The organism is Microbacterium sp. Leaf320 (assembly GCF_001423485.1).
In the GTDB taxonomy this organism is placed as follows: domain Bacteria; phylum Actinomycetota; class Actinomycetes; order Actinomycetales; family Microbacteriaceae; genus Microbacterium.
The window spans coordinates 507,094-524,193 of the sequence record NZ_LMOD01000001.1 but is presented as its reverse complement, the minus strand read 5'-3'; the positions used below and the strand labels follow the sequence as shown (position 1 = coordinate 524,193).

At 68.7% G+C, this 17,100-nt stretch carries 13 protein-coding genes; 5 read left to right on the top strand and 8 right to left on the bottom strand.

Features of this window, described 5'->3' with window-relative positions:
* Positions 1 to 44 precede the first annotated feature (44 nt).
* The 3 genes from ASF63_RS02430 to metX all read left to right on the top strand — a co-directional run bounded on the left by ASF63_RS02430 (position 45) and on the right by metX (position 3,750).
* A complete protein-coding gene (locus ASF63_RS02430) occupies positions 45 to 1,367 on the top strand; it encodes a bifunctional o-acetylhomoserine/o-acetylserine sulfhydrylase (protein WP_056509119.1) in 1,323 nt (440 codons plus the stop codon).
* A 149-nt stretch (positions 1,368 to 1,516) separates the two neighbouring features.
* Positions 1,517 to 2,455, top strand: coding sequence for an endonuclease/exonuclease/phosphatase family protein (locus ASF63_RS02425; protein WP_056509115.1), 939 nt, complete (start codon positions 1,517 to 1,519; stop codon positions 2,453 to 2,455).
* A gap of 86 nt (positions 2,456 to 2,541) precedes the next feature.
* A complete protein-coding gene (gene metX, locus ASF63_RS02420) occupies positions 2,542 to 3,750 on the top strand; it encodes a homoserine O-acetyltransferase MetX (RefSeq protein ID WP_056509112.1) in 1,209 nt (402 codons plus the stop codon).
* Here metX and ASF63_RS02415 read toward each other — a convergent pair.
* From ASF63_RS02415 to ASF63_RS02395, 5 genes are read right to left on the bottom strand one after another with little or no spacing between them, the layout of a single operon-like run.
* Positions 3,747 to 4,355, bottom strand: a complete 609-nt coding sequence (locus ASF63_RS02415; RefSeq protein WP_056509105.1) for an NUDIX hydrolase — start codon at positions 4,353 to 4,355, stop codon at positions 3,747 to 3,749. The genes metX and ASF63_RS02415 overlap by 4 nt on opposite strands.
* A 28-nt stretch (positions 4,356 to 4,383) precedes the next feature.
* Positions 4,384 to 5,604 carry an MFS transporter gene (locus tag ASF63_RS02410; RefSeq protein WP_056509102.1) on the bottom strand — a complete coding sequence of 407 codons (1,221 nt, stop codon included), beginning with the start codon at positions 5,602 to 5,604 and terminating at the stop codon, positions 4,384 to 4,386.
* A gap of 9 nt (positions 5,605 to 5,613) precedes the next feature.
* The gene (locus ASF63_RS02405) at positions 5,614 to 5,946 is read right to left on the bottom strand and encodes an MTH1187 family thiamine-binding protein (protein ID WP_056509100.1); all 333 of its coding nucleotides are present in this window, start codon (positions 5,944 to 5,946) and stop codon (positions 5,614 to 5,616) included.
* 5 nt (positions 5,947 to 5,951) lie between these two features.
* Positions 5,952 to 7,190, bottom strand: coding sequence for a hypothetical protein (locus ASF63_RS02400; protein ID WP_235560670.1), 1,239 nt, complete (start codon positions 7,188 to 7,190; stop codon positions 5,952 to 5,954).
* The gene (locus tag ASF63_RS02395; RefSeq protein ID WP_056509095.1) at positions 7,187 to 8,047 is read right to left on the bottom strand and encodes an NAD(P)H-hydrate dehydratase; all 861 of its coding nucleotides are present in this window, start codon (positions 8,045 to 8,047) and stop codon (positions 7,187 to 7,189) included. Before ASF63_RS02395 ends, ASF63_RS02400 begins: the two co-directional genes overlap by 4 nt.
* A 56-nt stretch (positions 8,048 to 8,103) precedes the next feature.
* Between ASF63_RS02395 and ASF63_RS02390 the strand changes: the two genes are divergently transcribed.
* On the top strand, positions 8,104 to 9,171 hold the full coding sequence (locus tag ASF63_RS02390; protein WP_056509092.1) for an NADH:flavin oxidoreductase/NADH oxidase: 1,068 nt from the start codon (positions 8,104 to 8,106) through the stop codon (positions 9,169 to 9,171).
* Between the two features lie 68 nt (positions 9,172 to 9,239).
* Here ASF63_RS02390 and ASF63_RS02385 read toward each other — a convergent pair whose 3' ends face one another.
* From ASF63_RS02385 to ASF63_RS02375, 3 genes are all read right to left on the bottom strand, one after another.
* On the bottom strand, positions 9,240 to 10,301 hold the full coding sequence (locus ASF63_RS02385) for a hemolysin family protein (protein ID WP_056509089.1): 1,062 nt from the start codon (positions 10,299 to 10,301) through the stop codon (positions 9,240 to 9,242).
* Positions 10,298 to 11,614, bottom strand: coding sequence for a hemolysin family protein (locus ASF63_RS02380; RefSeq protein WP_056509086.1), 1,317 nt, complete (start codon positions 11,612 to 11,614; stop codon positions 10,298 to 10,300). Before ASF63_RS02380 ends, ASF63_RS02385 begins: the two co-directional genes overlap by 4 nt.
* A gap of 109 nt (positions 11,615 to 11,723) precedes the next feature.
* The gene (locus ASF63_RS02375) at positions 11,724 to 13,178 is read right to left on the bottom strand and encodes a GuaB1 family IMP dehydrogenase-related protein (protein ID WP_056509083.1); all 1,455 of its coding nucleotides are present in this window, start codon (positions 13,176 to 13,178) and stop codon (positions 11,724 to 11,726) included.
* A 158-nt stretch (positions 13,179 to 13,336) separates the two neighbouring features.
* On the opposite strand from ASF63_RS02375, the gene ASF63_RS02370 reads away from it, so the two are divergent.
* Positions 13,337 to 17,020, top strand: a complete 3,684-nt coding sequence (locus tag ASF63_RS02370) for a multifunctional oxoglutarate decarboxylase/oxoglutarate dehydrogenase thiamine pyrophosphate-binding subunit/dihydrolipoyllysine-residue succinyltransferase subunit (RefSeq protein WP_056509081.1) — start codon at positions 13,337 to 13,339, stop codon at positions 17,018 to 17,020.
* The last annotated feature ends 80 nt before the right edge of the window (positions 17,021 to 17,100 follow it).

Sequence of the window (17,100 nt, the reverse complement as noted above, 5' to 3'; positions counted from 1 at the left end):
CGACATCAGTCGAATCGACCTTCCAACAGTTCCAGGGGGAACACATGTCCGCACCCGAGACCTGGCGTTTCGAGACCAAGCAGATCCACTCCGGCGCTGCTCCCGACCCGGTGACCAAGGCCCGCGCCACTCCGATCTACCAGACCACGTCCTACGTGTTCGACAGCGCCGACCACGCGGCGAACCTGTTCGCCCTGGCCGAGTTCGGCAACATCTACACCCGCATCCAGAACCCGACCCAGGACGTCCTGGAGCAGCGCCTCGCCGCGCTCGAGGGGGGCACCGGCGCCCTCGTCCTCTCCAGCGGCCAGGCGGCGTCGACGTTCGCTGTCCTGAACATCGCGCAGGCCGGCGACCACATCGTGTCGTCGAGCTCGATCTACGGCGGCACGTACAACCTGTTCAAGTACACGCTCGCGAAACTCGGCATCGAGGTCACGTTCGTCGAGAACCAGGACGATGCCGAAGAGTGGCGCCGCGCGATCCGCCCGAACACGAAGCTGTTCTTCGCCGAGACCATCGGCAACCCGCAGATCAACATCCTCGACATCCGCACCGTCGCCGACGTGGCGCACGAGGGTGGTGTGCCGCTGATCGTCGACAACACGATCGCGACCCCGTACCTGATCCGTCCGTTCGAGCACGGCGCCGACATCGTCGTGCACTCGGTCACCAAGTTCCTCGGCGGCCACGGCACCACCATCGGCGGCGCGATCATCGACGGTGGCACGTTCGAGTGGTCGAAGAACATCGAGCGATTCCCCGGTCTCACCGAGCCCGACCCCTCGTACCACGGCGCCAGCTACACGGCTGCCGTCGGCGACCCGCTGGCCTACATCATCAAGGCGCGCGTGCAGCTGCTCCGCGACCTCGGATCGGCGATCGCACCGCAGAGCGCCTGGAACCTCATCCAGGGCATCGAGACGCTCTCGCTGCGCATCGAGCGCCACGTGCAGAACGCCCAGGAGATCGCCGAATGGCTCGACAGCCGCGATGACGTCGCCTCGGTCAACTACTCCGGCCTGCCCTCCTCCCCCTGGTACGCCAAGGCGAACCAGTACGCTCCCAAGGGCGTCGGCGCCGTGCTGTCGTTCGAGCTGAAGGGCGGCGTGGAGGCCGGCCGCGAGTTCGTCAACAGCCTGTCGCTGTTCAGCCACCTCGCCAACATCGGCGACGTGCGCTCGCTCGTGATCCACCCCGCGTCGACCACTCACGCGCAGCTCACGCCCGAGCAGCAGCTCACCGCCGGTGTCACGCCCGGCCTCGTGCGCCTGTCGGTCGGCATCGAGAACATCGACGACCTCAAGGCAGACCTCGACGAGGCTCTGGCCGCAGCTCGCCGCGTGTCGGAGGCCGCTCGCGCCTGATCCGGCGCTCAGAAGTCAGGAGATGCCCCGGGCTGCGGCTCGGGGCATCTTCGTGTCCGGGGCCGGGCCTTCCTGCACCCGGCGAGCCGAGCGCTCGGCTGGCGCACAGACGTCTGCGTCGAGAATGGAAGGCCTGCCCGGAGGAGCTCATGATCGACGTCACCACGAAGCCGACCGCACGTCGGCGCGCGTCCCCGCGTGCCGGGCGCGTCATCGCCGTGGCCGGCCTGGCGCTTCTCGTCGGGATCATCTGCACCTGGGTCCCCGGCGTCGTCGGCACCGCTGCGGCCGCTGCCCTGCCGTGGTTCGGGCTCGCCCTCGCCGTGCTCGTCGTCTTCGCGCTGATCCTGGCGCGTCGCGTCACGCTGGTCCTGCTCGCGCCCGTCCTCGTCTGGACCCTCGCGATACTCCCATCGGCTCCCGGTTTCGCCGCGGCCGCTCCCCCGCAGAGCACGCCGATCGAGATCGTCAGCCAGAACGTGCGCGCCCACTCGGGAGGAGCGGCAGCCTCGGCGGCCGAGCTCGCCGACATGTCCGCCGACGTGATCGCCCTCACCGAACTCGACGGCGACAGCCTCGAATCCGCACGGGAGACCCTCGCCTCCGCCTATCCGCATTCGTACGCGATCGGCACGGTGGCCGTCTGGAGCCGCTATCCGATCGCGGACGCACAGCCGCTGACCCTCGGGCTCGACTGGAAGCGCGCGCTCCGGGTCGTCGTGAACGCGCCGGATGCCGACGTCGCCGTGTACGTCATGCACGCAGCGTCCGTGCGTCCCGGCGTGCAGCAGGAGCGCGACACGATGCTCTCGGGAATCGCCGACGCCGTCGCCTCCGACCCCGCGGAGTCGATCGTGGTCGTGGGCGACTTCAACGCCGCATCAGCCGACCCCGCTCTCAGCGCCGTCCGCTCGCAGCTGGACTGGGTCAGACCGACCGACGGCACGCTCGGCCTCACCTGGCCCGCAGCGCTTCCCCTCGCCCGCATCGATCATGTCTTCGTGCGAGGACTGACGGTGCTCGAATCGACGACGGCGCGCGTCGGGAACAGCGATCACCTCGCCACGGTCACGACCGTGGCCGGCTGAGAACCATCGCGCCGCGGCCTCCACCCGACGCACCCGGGAACCGTAACGTTCGTCCGACGCATCGCCTGCCGGGCGAGAATGGAAGCATGGACTGGCAGACGACCTCTGAAGACACGGTGCCCTCGGCGCCCGTGACGGAGGCCGACGTACGTCTGCTCCGCGCGCGACCACCCGCGACCGGCGCCTGGCGCGACGGAGACCCCGCCGGCGGACGCCGCTTCGCCTCCTTCGGTGCCTTCCCCACCGAGAGCGGCTCGGAGCTCCCCGGCATCCGCCTCGCCTACGAGACCTGGGGGGAGCTGAATGCGGCGCGCGACAACGCGATCCTGATCCTGCACGCTCTCACCGGCGACAGCCACGTGCGCGGCGCCGCGGGGGCCGGGCACCCCACAACCGGCTGGTGGGACGACATCGTCGGCCCCGGTGCACCGATCGACACCGACCGCTGGTTCGTCATCGCACCGAACATGCTCGGCGGATGCCAGGGGTCCACGGGCCCCGCGAGCATCGCGCCGTCCGGCTACGAGTGGGCATCGCGCTTCCCGTACTTGACGATCCGCGACCAGGTCGCAGCGCAGGTTCGGCTCGCCGACGCTCTCGGCATCGACGTCTGGGCCGCCGTCGTCGGCGGTTCGATGGGCGGCATGCACGCGCTCGAATGGGCGGTCTCACATCCCGAGCGCGTCGAACGCCTCGCCGTGCTCTCGTCGCCCCCGGTGACGACCGCCGACCAGATCGCCCTCAACACGGTGCAGCTCGAGACGATCCGCATGGATCCGCGCTTTCAAGGCGGTGAGTACTACGACTTAGCCGACGGAGACGGTCCGCACCGTGGCCTCGCTCTCGCTCGCCGCATGGCGCTGCTGAGCTATCGCAGCCCTATCGAGCTCAATCAGCGGTTCCAGCGCTCGTGGCAGTCAGGTGTGTCGCCTCTCGGGCACGGCGGACGATTCGCGGTCGAGTCGTACCTCGACTTCCACGGCAACAAGTTCACCCGACGTTTCGACGCGAACAGCTACATCACGGTCGTCGAGGCGATGAACTCGCACGACGTCGGACGCGACCGCGGAGGCGTCGAGGAGGCGCTCCGCACCGTGACCGCCGCCACCCTCGTGCTCGGGATCGACAGCGACAGGCTGTTCCCCGTCGACGGACAGCACCGCATAGCGCGGAGCATCCCGAACACCCTCGACGGAGACGAGGCGGTCGTCCTCAGCAGCGACTTCGGGCACGACGGGTTCCTCATCGAGACCGAAGCGGTCGGCAGGCATCTGCGCCGACTGCTCGACAGCTAGCTCGGAACGATCCGCCACGGCAGCGAGCCGGTCTCGAGCCGCAGCCCCTCCCACTCGAAGGCGGTGCCCAGGTCCGACTCGACGACCCTCGTCGAGAAGTGCCGCGCGACGCCACCTGCAGAGAGTGCCGCCTGGGCGCTCTCGAACCGACCCAGCTGGTGCAGCGTCACCCAGGTCGGAGGAAAGAGCATCCACTCGCCGGCGGAGTGCTTGTGCAGCGCGTCAGCGGGCGTGGCCCAGGTCGCGTCCACGACCTCATCGGCAGAGACCCGCAGCGCGCCGTCCGGGGCATCCGCAAGGAAGAACCAGGTCCTGATGCGGACCGGCGCCTCGGCGGGCGGCTGCCAACGGGATACGACGACAGGGTCGGTGATGACGAGGCCGACCTCTTCGAACGTCTCGCGGACGGCGGCTCGACGGGCATCCTCCTGCTCCTCGTCGCCGTCGCGGCGGTCGCGCTGCTCGACCTTGCCTCCGGGGAAGACCCAGGCGCCGGGGAAGGATCCGCGGTCGGGTCGGCGCATCATCAGCACCTCGAAGCCCTGTGCGGCGGTACGCAGCAGCACAGCCGTTCCTGCGACGGGAAGGTCGTCAGGCTCGCTCACACGCTCACTCTACGACCTCGACACCGGTTCAGGCCGGAGCGAACACGGGCCTACGGGCCTCCACCCGATACGACAGGAGCGCGATCGACAGCCCTGCCACCGCGAGCGCCGCGCCGGTCCACGAGGGAGCCGTGAAGCCCCATCCGCCGGCGATCACGACACCGCCGAGGAAGGCACCGAGGCTGTTGCCGATGTTGAGCGCCGAGTGGTTCATGGCTGCCGCGATCGACTGGTTGTCTCCCGCCACGTCCATCAGCCGGGTCTGGATTGTCGGGCTCAGCACCGACGACACGAAGCCGACCACGAACACGAGCAGCGCGAGCGTGATGATCCAGAACGAGAACACGGCGAGAAGCGCGAACACCACCGCCATCGCGGCGAGCCCGAACAGCAGTGTGCGGCGAAGATCGATGTCGGCGAGATGGCCGCCCACGAGGTTTCCGGCCGTCATCCCCAGCCCCATCAGCACCAGGATGATCGGAACCGCCCACTCGGGTGAGCCGGCGACATCAGTCACGAGCGGGGCGATGTAGCTGTAGACCGCGAAGAATCCTCCGAAGCCGATCGCCCCCACCCCGAGGGTGAACCAGACCTGCGGGATGCGGAAGACACCGAGCTCTTCACGCATAGTCCGCCCGGGTGAACCCGGGTGCTCCGGCACGAAGAAGACGATGCAGACCGTCGCGAGCGCGAACACCAGCGTGACGACGGCAAAAGCCGCCCGCCATCCCCACATCTGGCCGAGGAAGGTTCCCAGCGGCACCCCGACGACGTTCGCCACGGTGAGACCCGTGAGGATGAAGGCGACACCCTTCGCGCGGTTTCCCGGTCCCATGACCTCGGCGGCGACGAGCGCCCCGATACCGAAGTAGGCACCGTGCGGGAGACCTGCGAGAAAGCGAGAAGCGCCGACGAGCTCGAACGTCGGCAGGAAGACGGTGAGCGCGTTGAAGACGGTGAGAGCCGCCGCGAGGCCGATCATCACGCGATGCCGCGGGTAGCGCGCGACGAAGCCCGCGATGGTCGGCGCGCCGACCACGACGCCGAGGGCGTAGAGCGAGATCAGCCAGCCGGCCTGGCTCAGCGCGTCTTCGGGGCTGCTGGCCCACAGGGTGGGCAGGAGCTCGCTTGCGATGTTGGGCAGCAGGCCCATGACGACGAACTCGGTCATGCCGATGCCGAAACTGCCGATGGCGAGGGAGAGGAGCGCCCACTTCGCCGCACCCCTCGATTCAGTCGAGGGATTCACCCGTCGAGTCTACGGGGTGTCGGACTCGTCGATCGCCGCTTCGAGTCGCTCGATCTTCGCATCGAGCTCTCCGGAGTAGCCGGGGCGGATGTCGGCTTTGAGCACCAGCGACACCCGCGAGCCGAACGGCATCACGGCTTCCGTCGCACGCTTGACCACGTCCATCACGCTGTCCCAGTCCGGTCCTTCGATCTCGGTGAACATGCTGGTCGTGCGGTGCGGAAGGCCCGATTCCCTCACGACACGGACTGCGGCGGCGACCGCGTCGTGCACGGAGGCGTCAGAGCGCTCCGATCCGTCGGAGGGGGTGCCGCTCGGGGCGACGGAGAAGGCGATCAGCATGGGTTTCACTCCCGTTTCGTTGAGGGTCGGTGTGCGGGCACTCGGAAGACGGCGCGGATGCCGACGACCAGCGCTACGACGAGCAGGATGTTCCGCAGAGTCAGGATCGCGACGGGGAGCATCTCGGCTCGCAGCAGTGCGTCGTAGTTCAGCGGGTAGACGAGGCACGTGAGCGCGCAGAGAGCGAGCACGAGGACGGCAGGAACGGCGGCTCGCGCACGGTCGAGCACGAGCCAGAGGATCACCGGCGAGATCAGCCAGGTCTGGAACTGCGGCGAACCGACCTTGTTCATCACGATCAGCGCAGTGACGAGTGACAGCGCGAGCGGCGGGAAGAGGCGAGGGAAGGATGCTCCTCGCATCGCCTTGACCGCGCCGACGACCGTGATGACGGCGACGAGAACCGCCATCAGAGGTGTGAGCGCCGCGCCGACGGCATCTGCTCCTTGCGCGTCGATCTGGAACGTGAGGATCTCGAAGCTGTACTCGATGCGAGCGGAGCCGACCGCCGCGAGCCACAGGAACGGCGTGGCTGCGACCGCCTCGATCTGCAGGCCGCGTCCGGTCTGCTGGGTCAGGAATCCGAGGATCTCGGTGTCGGCACCGAGCACGAACAGAAGCGCGACGACGCCGGCAGTCACGGCCGCAGCAGTGAGCAGGATCCGCATGCGGCTTCTCGCCGCCACGACCGCCGCGAGCAGCAGCGCTCCGGGCCAGATCTTGATCCAGGCGCCGATCGCTAGCAGCGCGGCCGCCGTGGCCGGTCGACGGGTGAGCCAGAGCCCCGCGATCACCGCGAGGGGCACGGTGATCGCATCGATCCGGTAGAGCGCGATCGGCCCGAGGAGCAGCAGTGCGGCGGTCCAGAACCACGCGGCGGCCCGTCGCGGCTGCGAGGGCGAGCGGCCGATCAGCACGGCGAACGCGACCGCATCGAGAACCGTGACGAGCACCGCCCAGGCGATCAGGTACGCCTCGGAGACACCGAGCACCGCGATCAGCGGCACGGAAAGGATCTTCGCCAGAAGCATCGGCACGAGCGCGAGCTGGGGATACACCCACGTCTCGGTGATCCCGACGATCGGACCGCCCGAGAGCGCCGCCGCCGACCAGGGCTCGTACACCAGCACGACATCGCCCATCGGCTGGCTCGGGTAGAGCCATCCCGCCACCGCGACGACGACGTGCACGAGCAGGAAGGCGCTCCAGAGCGCGAGGGGGCGCATGGCCCTGCTGCGGCTCACGCGAGGACGTCCGCGATCGCGCGAGGAAGCGCCTCCGCCACATCGAGGGCGACGATCGGATGCCCGTGCCCGTGCCCGTGCCCGTGCCCGTGCCCGTAGCTCTGTGCTCCGATGCCCGCGGCGATCCGCCCTGCGTGCCCGTGCAGCCAGGCTCCGGTCGCCGCGACCTCCGCGATCCGTGCATCAGGGTTCGCGGCGAGCAGCGCACCGAGCACGCCGCCGAGCACGTCGCCGGTTCCCGCCGTCGCCAACCACCCGGTGCCCGCGTCCACGCGGATCACCGAGCCGTCGGGGTCCGCGATGAGCGTCTGCGCGCCCTTCAGAAGCACGACCGCGCCGAGCCGTGTCGCGACATCCGCCGCCGCGCGCGCACGGTCCTCGTGCGGAGCCGATCCGATCCGCTCCTGCAGCCGGGCGAACTCCCGCCCGTGCGGGGTCAGCAGCACCGGCGCTCGCGATCCTGCGGCAAGGTCCAATGCGCCGGCATCGACCACCACCGTCACCTCGCCGTCAAGGATACCCCGCAGCTCACGCTCGTCGTCCGCCGTGCGCATCGCCGGGTCCGTCCCCGATCCGATGACCCACGCTCCGACACGCGCGCCGGCCGCCTGGGGGCTGACGACGGTCTCGGGGCGGCGCGCCATCACGGCGTCCGCCGCACGGCCGTCTCCGATGTACCGCACGAAACCTGCGCCCGCGCGCCAGGCGGCCTCGACGCCCAGCACCGCGGCGCCGGGGTAGGCCGCAGAGCCGGTGCGCAGTCCCACGACACCGCGCGAGTACTTGTCGTCCTCCGGCCCCGGAACCCGCACGCACCGCACGGAGTCGTGACGGGACCACTCGCGCGCATCGGACATGACTCCACGTTAGTGCGACGACCCTCCCCACCTCACCCGCGCAGTAGCGTCGGAGGGTGAGCATTCTCTTCTCCCCCGTCAGCATCCGATCTGCCACGTTCCGCAACCGTCTCTGGGTATCGCCCATGTGCATGTACAGCGCCGTCGACGGCGTCGTGCAGGAGTGGCACCACACGCACCTCGCTCAGTTCGCGTCGGGCGGCGCCGGCCTCATCGTGGCCGAGGCGACCGCCGTGGTGCCGGAGGGCCGTATCTCCCCGCGCGACGTCGGGCTCTGGAACGACGAGCAGCGCGATGCGTGGAAGCCGATCGTGGAGGCGATCCACGCGCGCGGCGCGTCCGCGGGGATCCAGCTCGCGCATGCCGGACGCAAGGCGTCGACGTGGTGGCCGTGGGCCGACGAGCGCGGGTCCGTCCCCGAGAGCGAGGGCGGCTGGACCACGACCGCACCGTCCGCCGTCGCCTTCGAGGGGTTCGCCTCCCCCGTCGCGCTCGACTCTGACGGCATCGATGCCGTGGTCGACGGCTTCGCCACTGCGTCGCGCAGGGCGTTGGACGCCGGCTTCGACGTCCTCGAGATCCATGGGGCGCACGGTTACCTCCTGCACCAGTTCCTCTCCCCCCTGTCGAACCTGCGAGAGGACGAGTACGGAGGGACTCTCGAGAACAGGGCGCGTCTCCTCCTGCGCGTGGTGGAGGCCGTGCGCGGCGTCGCCGGCGACGATGTGCCCCTGTTCGTGCGCATCTCCGCGACCGATCACGCCGAGGGCGGCTTCACGCCCGACGAGGCAGCGACCGTCGGCGAGTGGGCGTCCGCGCGTGGGGCCGACCTGATCGATGTCTCCAGCGGAGGCCTGGTCGCACATCAGCAGATCAGTGTGTTCCCCGGCTACCAGGTGCCGCTCGCCGAGACCGTCCGCCAGGGCGGACGCATACCGGTGTCGGCAGTCGGCCTGATCACCGCGGCCGAGCAGGCCGAGAAAGTCCTCGTGGACGGCGCCGCCGACGCGATCTTCGCCGGCCGGGAATGGCTGCGCGATCCGCACTTCGCGCTGCGCGCGGCCCACGAGCTCGGCGCCGACGTGTCGTGGCCTCCGCAGTACGAGCGCGCGCTCTGGCGCTGACCGCTCCCAGAAGACGATGAAGCCCTCCGATCCGTCCGGGATCGCAGGGCTTCATCGTGATGCGGTGGCTAGTGACCGCGGATGCGACGAGTCGCGTCCTGCACCTCTCCGACGAGCTCTTCGAGGATGTCCTCGAGGAACAGCACGGCGGTGGTGCGCCCCTGGGAATCCCGCACCTTCGCCAGGTGCCGGCCCGCACGGCGCATGACCGCCAGAGCATCCTCGAGATCGGTGTCCTCCTGCACGGGCACCATGTGGTGGATGCGCTTGGACGGCAGCGGCTCGACGAGCTTCTCGGCGGCATCCGGGCCATCCGAAGCGCGCAGGATGTCCTTGAGATGGACGTACCCGACGGGTACGTCGTCACCGTCGACGATCACATAGCGCGAGAATCCGTAGCGGGCGACGGCCTTCTCGATGTCATCCGGCGTGGTCGACTGCGGCAGCGTCACGAGATCGCTCAGCGGGACGGCCACATCGCTGGCCTTCTTGTCGGTGAACTCGACGGCCGCCGCGACTGTGCCCGCGGTGTCGGTGAGAACGCCCTCGCGGCGCGACTGATCGACGATCGTCGCCACCTCGTCGAGGGTGAACGTCGACGCCGCCTCGTTCTTGGGCTCGACCCGGAACAGCCGCAGCACGCCGTTGGCAGCCGCGTTGAGCACCCAGATCACCGGCATGAAGATCTTCGACACCAGCACCAGCGGCGGCGCGAGGATCAGCACGGCGCGATCCGGGATCGAGAATGCGAGGTTCTTCGGCACCATCTCGCCGAACACGACGTGCAGGAACGACACGATCAGCAGTGCGATCGTGAACGACACCGCATCGACGACGCCATCCGACCAGCCGATCGCGTGCAGCGGCACGGCGAGCAGGTGGTGGATCGCCGGCTCCGAGACGTTCAGGATCAGCAGCGAGCAGATCGTGATGCCGAGCTGCGACGTCGCGAGCATCAGGGTCGCGTGCTCCATCGCGTACAGAGCGGTCTTCGCGGCGCGCGACCCTCGATCGGCCTTCGGCTCGATCTGCGAACGGCGCGCGGAGATCACCGCGAACTCGGCACCCACGAAGAACGCGTTCGCGACGAGCAGCACGACCAGCCAGGCCAGTCCTCCCCAATCGTTCATCGGGAGACCACCTCTGCTGGACCGCCCGGACTCGGAACGTATCGGATGCGGTCGACGCGGCGACCGTCCATGCGCACCACCTGCAGCTTTCCGGTATCGAGGGCGACCTCGTCGCCGACCGACGGCACACGCTCGAGGACGCTCATGACGTACCCGGCCACAGTGTCGTACACGTCGCCTTCCGGCACCTCGACGCCCGCACGATGGCGCAGCTCGTCGGGTCGCAGTTCACCGGGGAAGGTGATGCCGTCGCGGCCCCGGACGACACCGGCTCTCGTCCGGTCATGCTCATCGGACACCTCTCCCACCAGTTCTTCGACCAGGTCCTCGAGAGTCACGAGTCCGGCAGTGCCGCCGTACTCGTCGACGACGACCGCGAGCTGGTATCCGCGGGCTCGGAGTTCCGAGATCAATGCATCCACGTGCACGGTCTCCGGCACCCGCAGCGGATCGGTGGAGATCGCACCGACCGGCACCTCCGCCCGTCGGTCGCGGGGAACCGAGATCGCCGCCTTCAGGTGCACGACGCCCGTGATGTCGTCGAGATCGTCGTCGTAGACCGGGAAACGGCTGTGCCCTGTGCGCCGGGCGAGCTGGATGACGTCGTCCGCTGAATCGCCCGCGGCGAGCGCGTGCATGCTGGGACGAGCGGTCATCACGTCGGCGGCCGTCAGCCGCGAGAACGTGAGCGTCCGGTCGAGGAGACTCGCGGTGTCGGCCTCGAGCAATCCGGCGCTCGCGGAACGCCGCACCAGGGAGGACAGCTCCTCGGCGCTGCGGGCTCCGGAGAGTTCCTCCTTCGGCTCGATCCCCATGCTCCGGAGCACTCCGTTGGCGCTGCCGTTGAGCACGACCACGGCCGGCTTGAAGATCGTCGTGAAGGCGACCTGGAACGGGATCACGAGCTTCGCCGTCGCGAGCGGAAGCGCGAGCGCGAAGTTCTTGGGCACCAGCTCGCCGAGGATCATCGAGAGCACGGTGGCGACCAGCATCGCGACGATCGTCGCTATCGGGCCGACGGCCGCCTCGGGGATGCTCCACGCGACGAGTGTGGGACCGAGCAGGTTGGAGAGTGCCGGCTCCATCGTGTAACCGGTCAGCAACGTCGTCAGCGTGATACCCAGCTGCGCCGACGACAGGTGGGTCGACGTGTGCTTGAGGGCGCTGATCGTCAGCGAGAGACGGGATTCGCCCCGAGCCTGCCGGGCCTCGAGATCGGCACGGTCGAGATTGACCAGAGCGAACTCGCTCGCGACGAACAATCCGGTGCCGACAGTGAGCAGAAGCCCCACGCCCAGCAGGATGTAATCCATCAACGATTCCCCTCGCGGGCGAGGGGCGGGCAGTGGGGCGATGTACTACAACTGGGAGGGTCGTCCATAGTGAGCACGATTCTACGGGATCGCTCTGCGGGCGAGGCTGCTACCAGCTGACCGGCAGGGCCTTGCCTTCTTCGTACCCGGCGGCGGACTGCAGACCGACCAGCGCCCGCTCGTGGAACTGCGGAACGGACGACGCTCCGGCGTAGGTGAACGACGAGCGCACGCCGGACGTGATCATGTCGAGCAGGTCCTCGAGGCCTGGGCGGAGCGGATCGAGGTAGATCTTCGACGAAGATATCCCCTCCGCGAAGAGCTCCTTGCGAGCCCGCTCGTATGCGTCGAGGCGTCCGAACCGCGCCTGCACGGCCTTCGTGGAGGCCATGCCCCACGATTCCTTGAAGACACGACCCTCGGCGTCGCTCTGCAGCTCGCCAGGGGCCTCGATCGTGCCCGCGAACCACGACCCGACCATGACGGATGCGGCGCCGGCGGCGAGCGCGAGTGCCACGTCGCGCGGGTATCGGACTCCGCCGTCGGCCCAGACGTGCGCCCCGAGTTCGCGCGCGGCCTCAGCGGTCTCGAGCACCGCGGAGAACTGCGGGCGTCCGACTGCCGTCATCATGCGGGTGGTGCACATCGCACCGGGACCCACTCCGACCTTGAGAATGGAGGCACCCGCCTCGACCAGGTCCTTGACCCCGTCGGCGGTGACGATGTTCCCCGCCACGATCGGGATCCCGAGTCCGAGCGCCGACACGGCGCTCAGAGCGCGGAGCATCCCCTCCTGGTGTCCGTGCGCGGTGTCGACCACGAGCACGTCGACCCCCGCGGCGGCGAGCGCCTTGGCCTTCGCGGCCACGTCGCCGTTGATCCCCACGGCTGCGGCGACCGCGAGTCGGCCGTCGCGGTCGACCGCGGGACGATACAGGGTCGAACGCAGCGCACTGCGGGCACTGAGCGTACCGACCAGATGTCCGTGGTGCGCGATCGTCACCATCTCGACGCCCGCGTCGGTGATCACATCGAACGCATGGCGCTCGGACCCGATGTCATCCGCGTCGAGCGAGGGCGTTCCGGTGTGCACGAGATCGCCCAGCTGCGCATCCGGCAGCGCCGTCGCGAGCCGTGTGGCGGGGAGGACTCCGAGGATCTGATCCACGTGGTGCGGAGCCGGCCCCGATGCGACCACGATCCCGTGCCCGGCTGTCGGCGGCATCAGGCGCAGGGCGTCCGACACCGACGCCGCAGGGGGCAGCACGAGAGGCGTGTCCCACAGCACCGGCTGCGCCTTGACGTCGCGGATCGCGGCATCGAGATCCTGCAGGGGCATGTCCTGCGGCAGCACTCCGAGCCCGCCCCGCCGCGCGAGGACGGCCGCGAGACGTGGACCCGTGACGGAGTTCATGTTGGATGCCACCAGCGGAAGCGTCGCAGGGGTGCCGTCCTGCGGAGCGAGGTCGACCTGCAGACGGCTGGTGACGGCCGATCGGCGCGGCACGAGGAACACGTCGGAATAGGTCAGATCGACTGTGGGTGACTCGCCGGAGAATTCCATATCCCCACGCTACTCAGATCGGGCGTCGAAGGCGCACGCCTTCGACGATTGCGTGTGGAAACACGTTAGGCTTGGAGATCGAGAGTGTGCGGGCCCGAACGCATCCTGCGTCGTGGCGTGCACATATGGGATTCAGCGATGAAAGAGGGCGATCCAGCGTGTCGAACCAGGTGACCGGCGTCGGGGGCGACGGGGGGTTCGGAGCCAATTCCTGGCTCGTCGAAGAGCTCTATGAGCAGTTCAAGGTGAACCGCGACTCCGTCGACAAGGAGTGGTGGCCGATCCTCGAGAAGTACCAGTCCGATCCCGCGACCGGTACCGCAGCTCCCGCACCCGCTGCAGAGCAGCCCGAGCACCCTGTGACCGCCCCGATCCCCGTCATCGGCGCACAGCCCGTCGCACGCACGACGACGAAGCCCGCTGCGGCGGCGCCCATCCCGGCGCAGGCACCGAAGCCTGCTCCCAAGGCCGAGGCACCGGAGTCCGCCGAGCCCGTCGAGGAAGACAAGGTCACGCCGCTCCGCGGCCTCCCCAAGACTCTCGCCGCGAACATGGACGAGTCCCTGACCGTCCCGACCGCGACCAGCGTCCGCACCGTGCCTGCGAAGCTGATGATCGACAACCGCATCGTCATCAACAACCACATGGCTCGCACCCGGGGCGGCAAGATCAGCTTCACCCATCTGATCGGGTGGGCGCTCATCCGCACCCTCGACGAGTTCCGCAGCCAGAACGTGTTCTACGCCGAGATCGACGGCAAGCCGTCGGTTGTCGCACCCGCGCACGTCAACCTCGGCATCGCGATCGACCTGCCCAAGCCCGACGGCACGCGCGCGCTCATGGTCCCGAGCATCAAGCGCGCTGACACCCTCTCGTTCAGCGAGTACCTCGTCGCCTACGAAGACCTGGTCACCCGCGCCCGCAACAACAAGCTCACCGCGGCGGACTTCCAGGGCACCACGGTCTCGCTGACGAACCCGGGCGGCATCGGCACCGTGCACTCCGTGCCGCGCCTCATGAAGGGCCAGGGCTGCATCATCGGCGCCGGCGCCCTCGAATACCCGGCGGAGTTCCAGGGAGCGAGCGAGCGCACGCTCAACGAGCTGGCTATCGGCAAGACGATCACGCTGACGAGCACATATGACCACCGCGTCATCCAGGGCGCGGGCTCGGGCGAGTTCCTCAAGAAGGTGCACGAGCTGCTCATCGGCCAGCGCGGCTTCTACGACGACATCTTCGCGGCTCTCCGCATCCCCTACGCTCCGATCCGCTGGAACCCCGACATCGCGGTCGACCTCGCCGAGCGCGTCGACAAGCAGTCCCGTGTGCAGGAGCTCATCAACTCCTTCCGCGTGCGCGGCCATCTGATGGCCGACATCGACCCGCTCGAGTACGTGCAGCGCTCGCACCCCGACCTCGAGATCGAGAGCCACGGCCTCACCTTCTGGGACCTCGACCGCGAGTTCGTGACCGGTGGATTCGGTGGACGGCGCATCGCGAAGCTCCGCGACATCCTCGGTGTCCTGCGCGACTCGTACTGCCGCACGCTCGGCATCGAGTACATGCACATCCAAGACCCCGAGCAGCGCCGGTGGTTCCAGGAGAAGGTCGAGGTCAAGTACCAGAAGCCCGGCCACGACGAGCAGCTGCGCGTGCTCCGCAAGCTCAACGAGGCCGAGGCTTTCGAGACCTTCCTGCAGACGAAGTTCGTCGGTCAGAAGCGCTTCTCGCTCGAAGGCGGAGAGTCGCTCGTCCCGCTGCTCGACGAGATCCTCCAGGGTGCAGCCACCGCCGGCCTCGAGGGCGCGGCGATCGGCATGGCGCACCGCGGACGCCTGAATGTCCTGACGAACATCGCCGGCAAGACGTACGGTCATGTCTTCCAGGAGTTCGAAGGCACGCAGACCCCGGGAAACCAGCGCGGATCCGGTGACGTGAAGTACCACCTCGGCACCGAGGGAACGTTCGTCGCCGATGACGGCTCCGAGCTGCCCGTGTACCTCGCCGCGAACCCGTCGCACCTCGAGACAGTCGACGGCGTGCTCGAGGGCATCGTCCGCGCGAAGCAGGACCGCAAGCCGATCGGCACCTTCGCGTGGCTGCCGATCCTCGTGCACGGTGACGCCGCCTTCGCGGGCCAGGGCGTGGTCGTCGAGACGCTGCAGATGTCGCAGCTTCGCGGATACCGCACGGGTGGCACGATCCACGTCGTCGTGAACAACCAGGTCGGTTTCACGACCCTCCCGAACGACTCCCGCACCTCGGTGTACTCCACCGACGTCGCCAAGACGATCCAGGCGCCGGTGTTCCATGTGAACGGCGACGACCCCGAAGCCGTCATCCACGTCGCGCAGCTCGCGTTCGAGTACCGCGAGCGCTTCCACCGCGACGTCGTCATCGACCTCGTCTGCTACCGCCGCCGCGGGCACAACGAGGGCGACGACCCCTCGATGACGCAGCCGCTGATGACCGACCTGATCCAGGCGAAGCGCTCCGTCCGCAAGCTCTACACGGAGTCGCTCGTCGGTCGAGGCGACATCACCGAAGAGGAGTACGACGAGGCCAAGGCCGACTTCCAGAACCGTCTGGAGATCGCGTTCGCCGAGACGCACGCCGCCGAGACCGGTACGACGCCTGTCGTCCAGGATGCCCCGCCCGCCGAAGAGCAGGTCGGCGCCCCGGAGATCACCGGCGTCTCGAACGAGGTCATCCAGCTCATCGGCGACGCGTTCGTGAACAAGCCCGAGGGCTTCACGGTGCACCCCAAGCTGCAGCAGCAGCTGGAGAAGCGTCTCGACATGAGCCGCAACGGCAACATCGACTGGGGCTTCGGAGAGCTGCTCGCCTTCGGCTCGCTTCTCGTCGAGGGAACCCCCGTGCGCCTTGCCGGTCAGGACTCGCGCCGTGGCACGTTCGTTCAGCGTCACGCGACTCTGCACGACCGTGCCAACGGCCAGGAGTGGCTGCCGCTGTCGAACCTCTCCGATTCGCAGGGTCGCTTCTTCGTCTACGACTCCCTCCTGAGCGAGTATGCGGCGCTCGGATTCGAGTACGGCTACTCGGTCGAGGCGCCCGAGGCACTGGTGCTGTGGGAAGCGCAGTTCGGTGACTTCGTGAACGGCGCGCAGTCGGTGATCGACGAGTACATCTCGGCGGCCGAGCAGAAGTGGGGCCAGCAGTCCAGCGTCACGCTGCTCCTCCCCCACGGTTACGAGGGCCAGGGACCGGACCACTCGTCGTCGCGCATCGAACGATTCCTGCAGATGTGCGCGCAGGACAACATGATCGTCGCGCGTCCGTCGACGCCCGCGTCGTACTTCCACCTGCTGCGTCGTCAGGCATACGCCCGTCCGCGCAAGCCGCTGATCGTCTTCACCCCGAAGGCGATGCTGCGTCTGCGCGGCGCGACGAGCCCGGTCGAGGCCTTCACGCAGGGCCGGTTCGAGCCCGTCCTCGACGATTCCCGCGATCTCGACCGCAATGCCGTCACGCGCGTGCTCGTGCACTCAGGCAAGGTGCACTGGGATCTGCGCGCCGAGCTCGAGAAGAACCCGAACCCGGAGGTCGCCCTCGTGCGGCTCGAGCAGCTGTACCCGACGCCGATCGACGGACTCAAGGCGATCACCGACTCCTACCCGAACGCGGAGCTGGTCTGGGTTCAGGAGGAGCCGGAGAACCAGGGCGCATGGCCGTTCCTCGCGCTCGCCTTCGCCGACGTCCCCGGTGACCGGACCTTCCGTCCGGTGTCGCGTCCGGCATCCGCCTCGCCCGCCACGGGATCGTCCAAGGTGCACGCCGCAGAGCAGGCGAAGCTGCTCCGCGACGCCCTCACTCTGGGCTGAGCGACACCACCGCACGAAAGAGGAGCCTCGCCGAGATCGGCGAGGCTCCTCTTTCGTGTGCGCGGCGTATGCCGATCGGC

Excerpts from the sequence above, each read along its gene's own strand:
- ASF63_RS02430 (WP_056509119.1), top strand. The coding sequence starts at position 45 with ATGTCCGCACCCGAGACCTGGCGTTTCGAGACCAAGCAGATCCACTCC.
- ASF63_RS02425 (WP_056509115.1), top strand. The coding sequence starts at position 1,517 with ATGATCGACGTCACCACGAAGCCGACCGCACGTCGGCGCGCGTCCCCG.
- metX (WP_056509112.1), top strand. The coding sequence starts at position 2,542 with ATGGACTGGCAGACGACCTCTGAAGACACGGTGCCCTCGGCGCCCGTG.
- ASF63_RS02405 (WP_056509100.1), bottom strand. The coding sequence starts at position 5,946 with ATGCTGATCGCCTTCTCCGTCGCCCCGAGCGGCACCCCCTCCGACGGA.
- ASF63_RS02395 (WP_056509095.1), bottom strand. The coding sequence starts at position 8,047 with ATGTCCGATGCGCGCGAGTGGTCCCGTCACGACTCCGTGCGGTGCGTG.
- ASF63_RS02385 (WP_056509089.1), bottom strand. The coding sequence starts at position 10,301 with ATGAACGATTGGGGAGGACTGGCCTGGCTGGTCGTGCTGCTCGTCGCG.
- ASF63_RS02380 (WP_056509086.1), bottom strand. The coding sequence starts at position 11,614 with ATGGATTACATCCTGCTGGGCGTGGGGCTTCTGCTCACTGTCGGCACC.
- ASF63_RS02375 (WP_056509083.1), bottom strand. The coding sequence starts at position 13,178 with ATGGAATTCTCCGGCGAGTCACCCACAGTCGATCTGACCTATTCCGAC.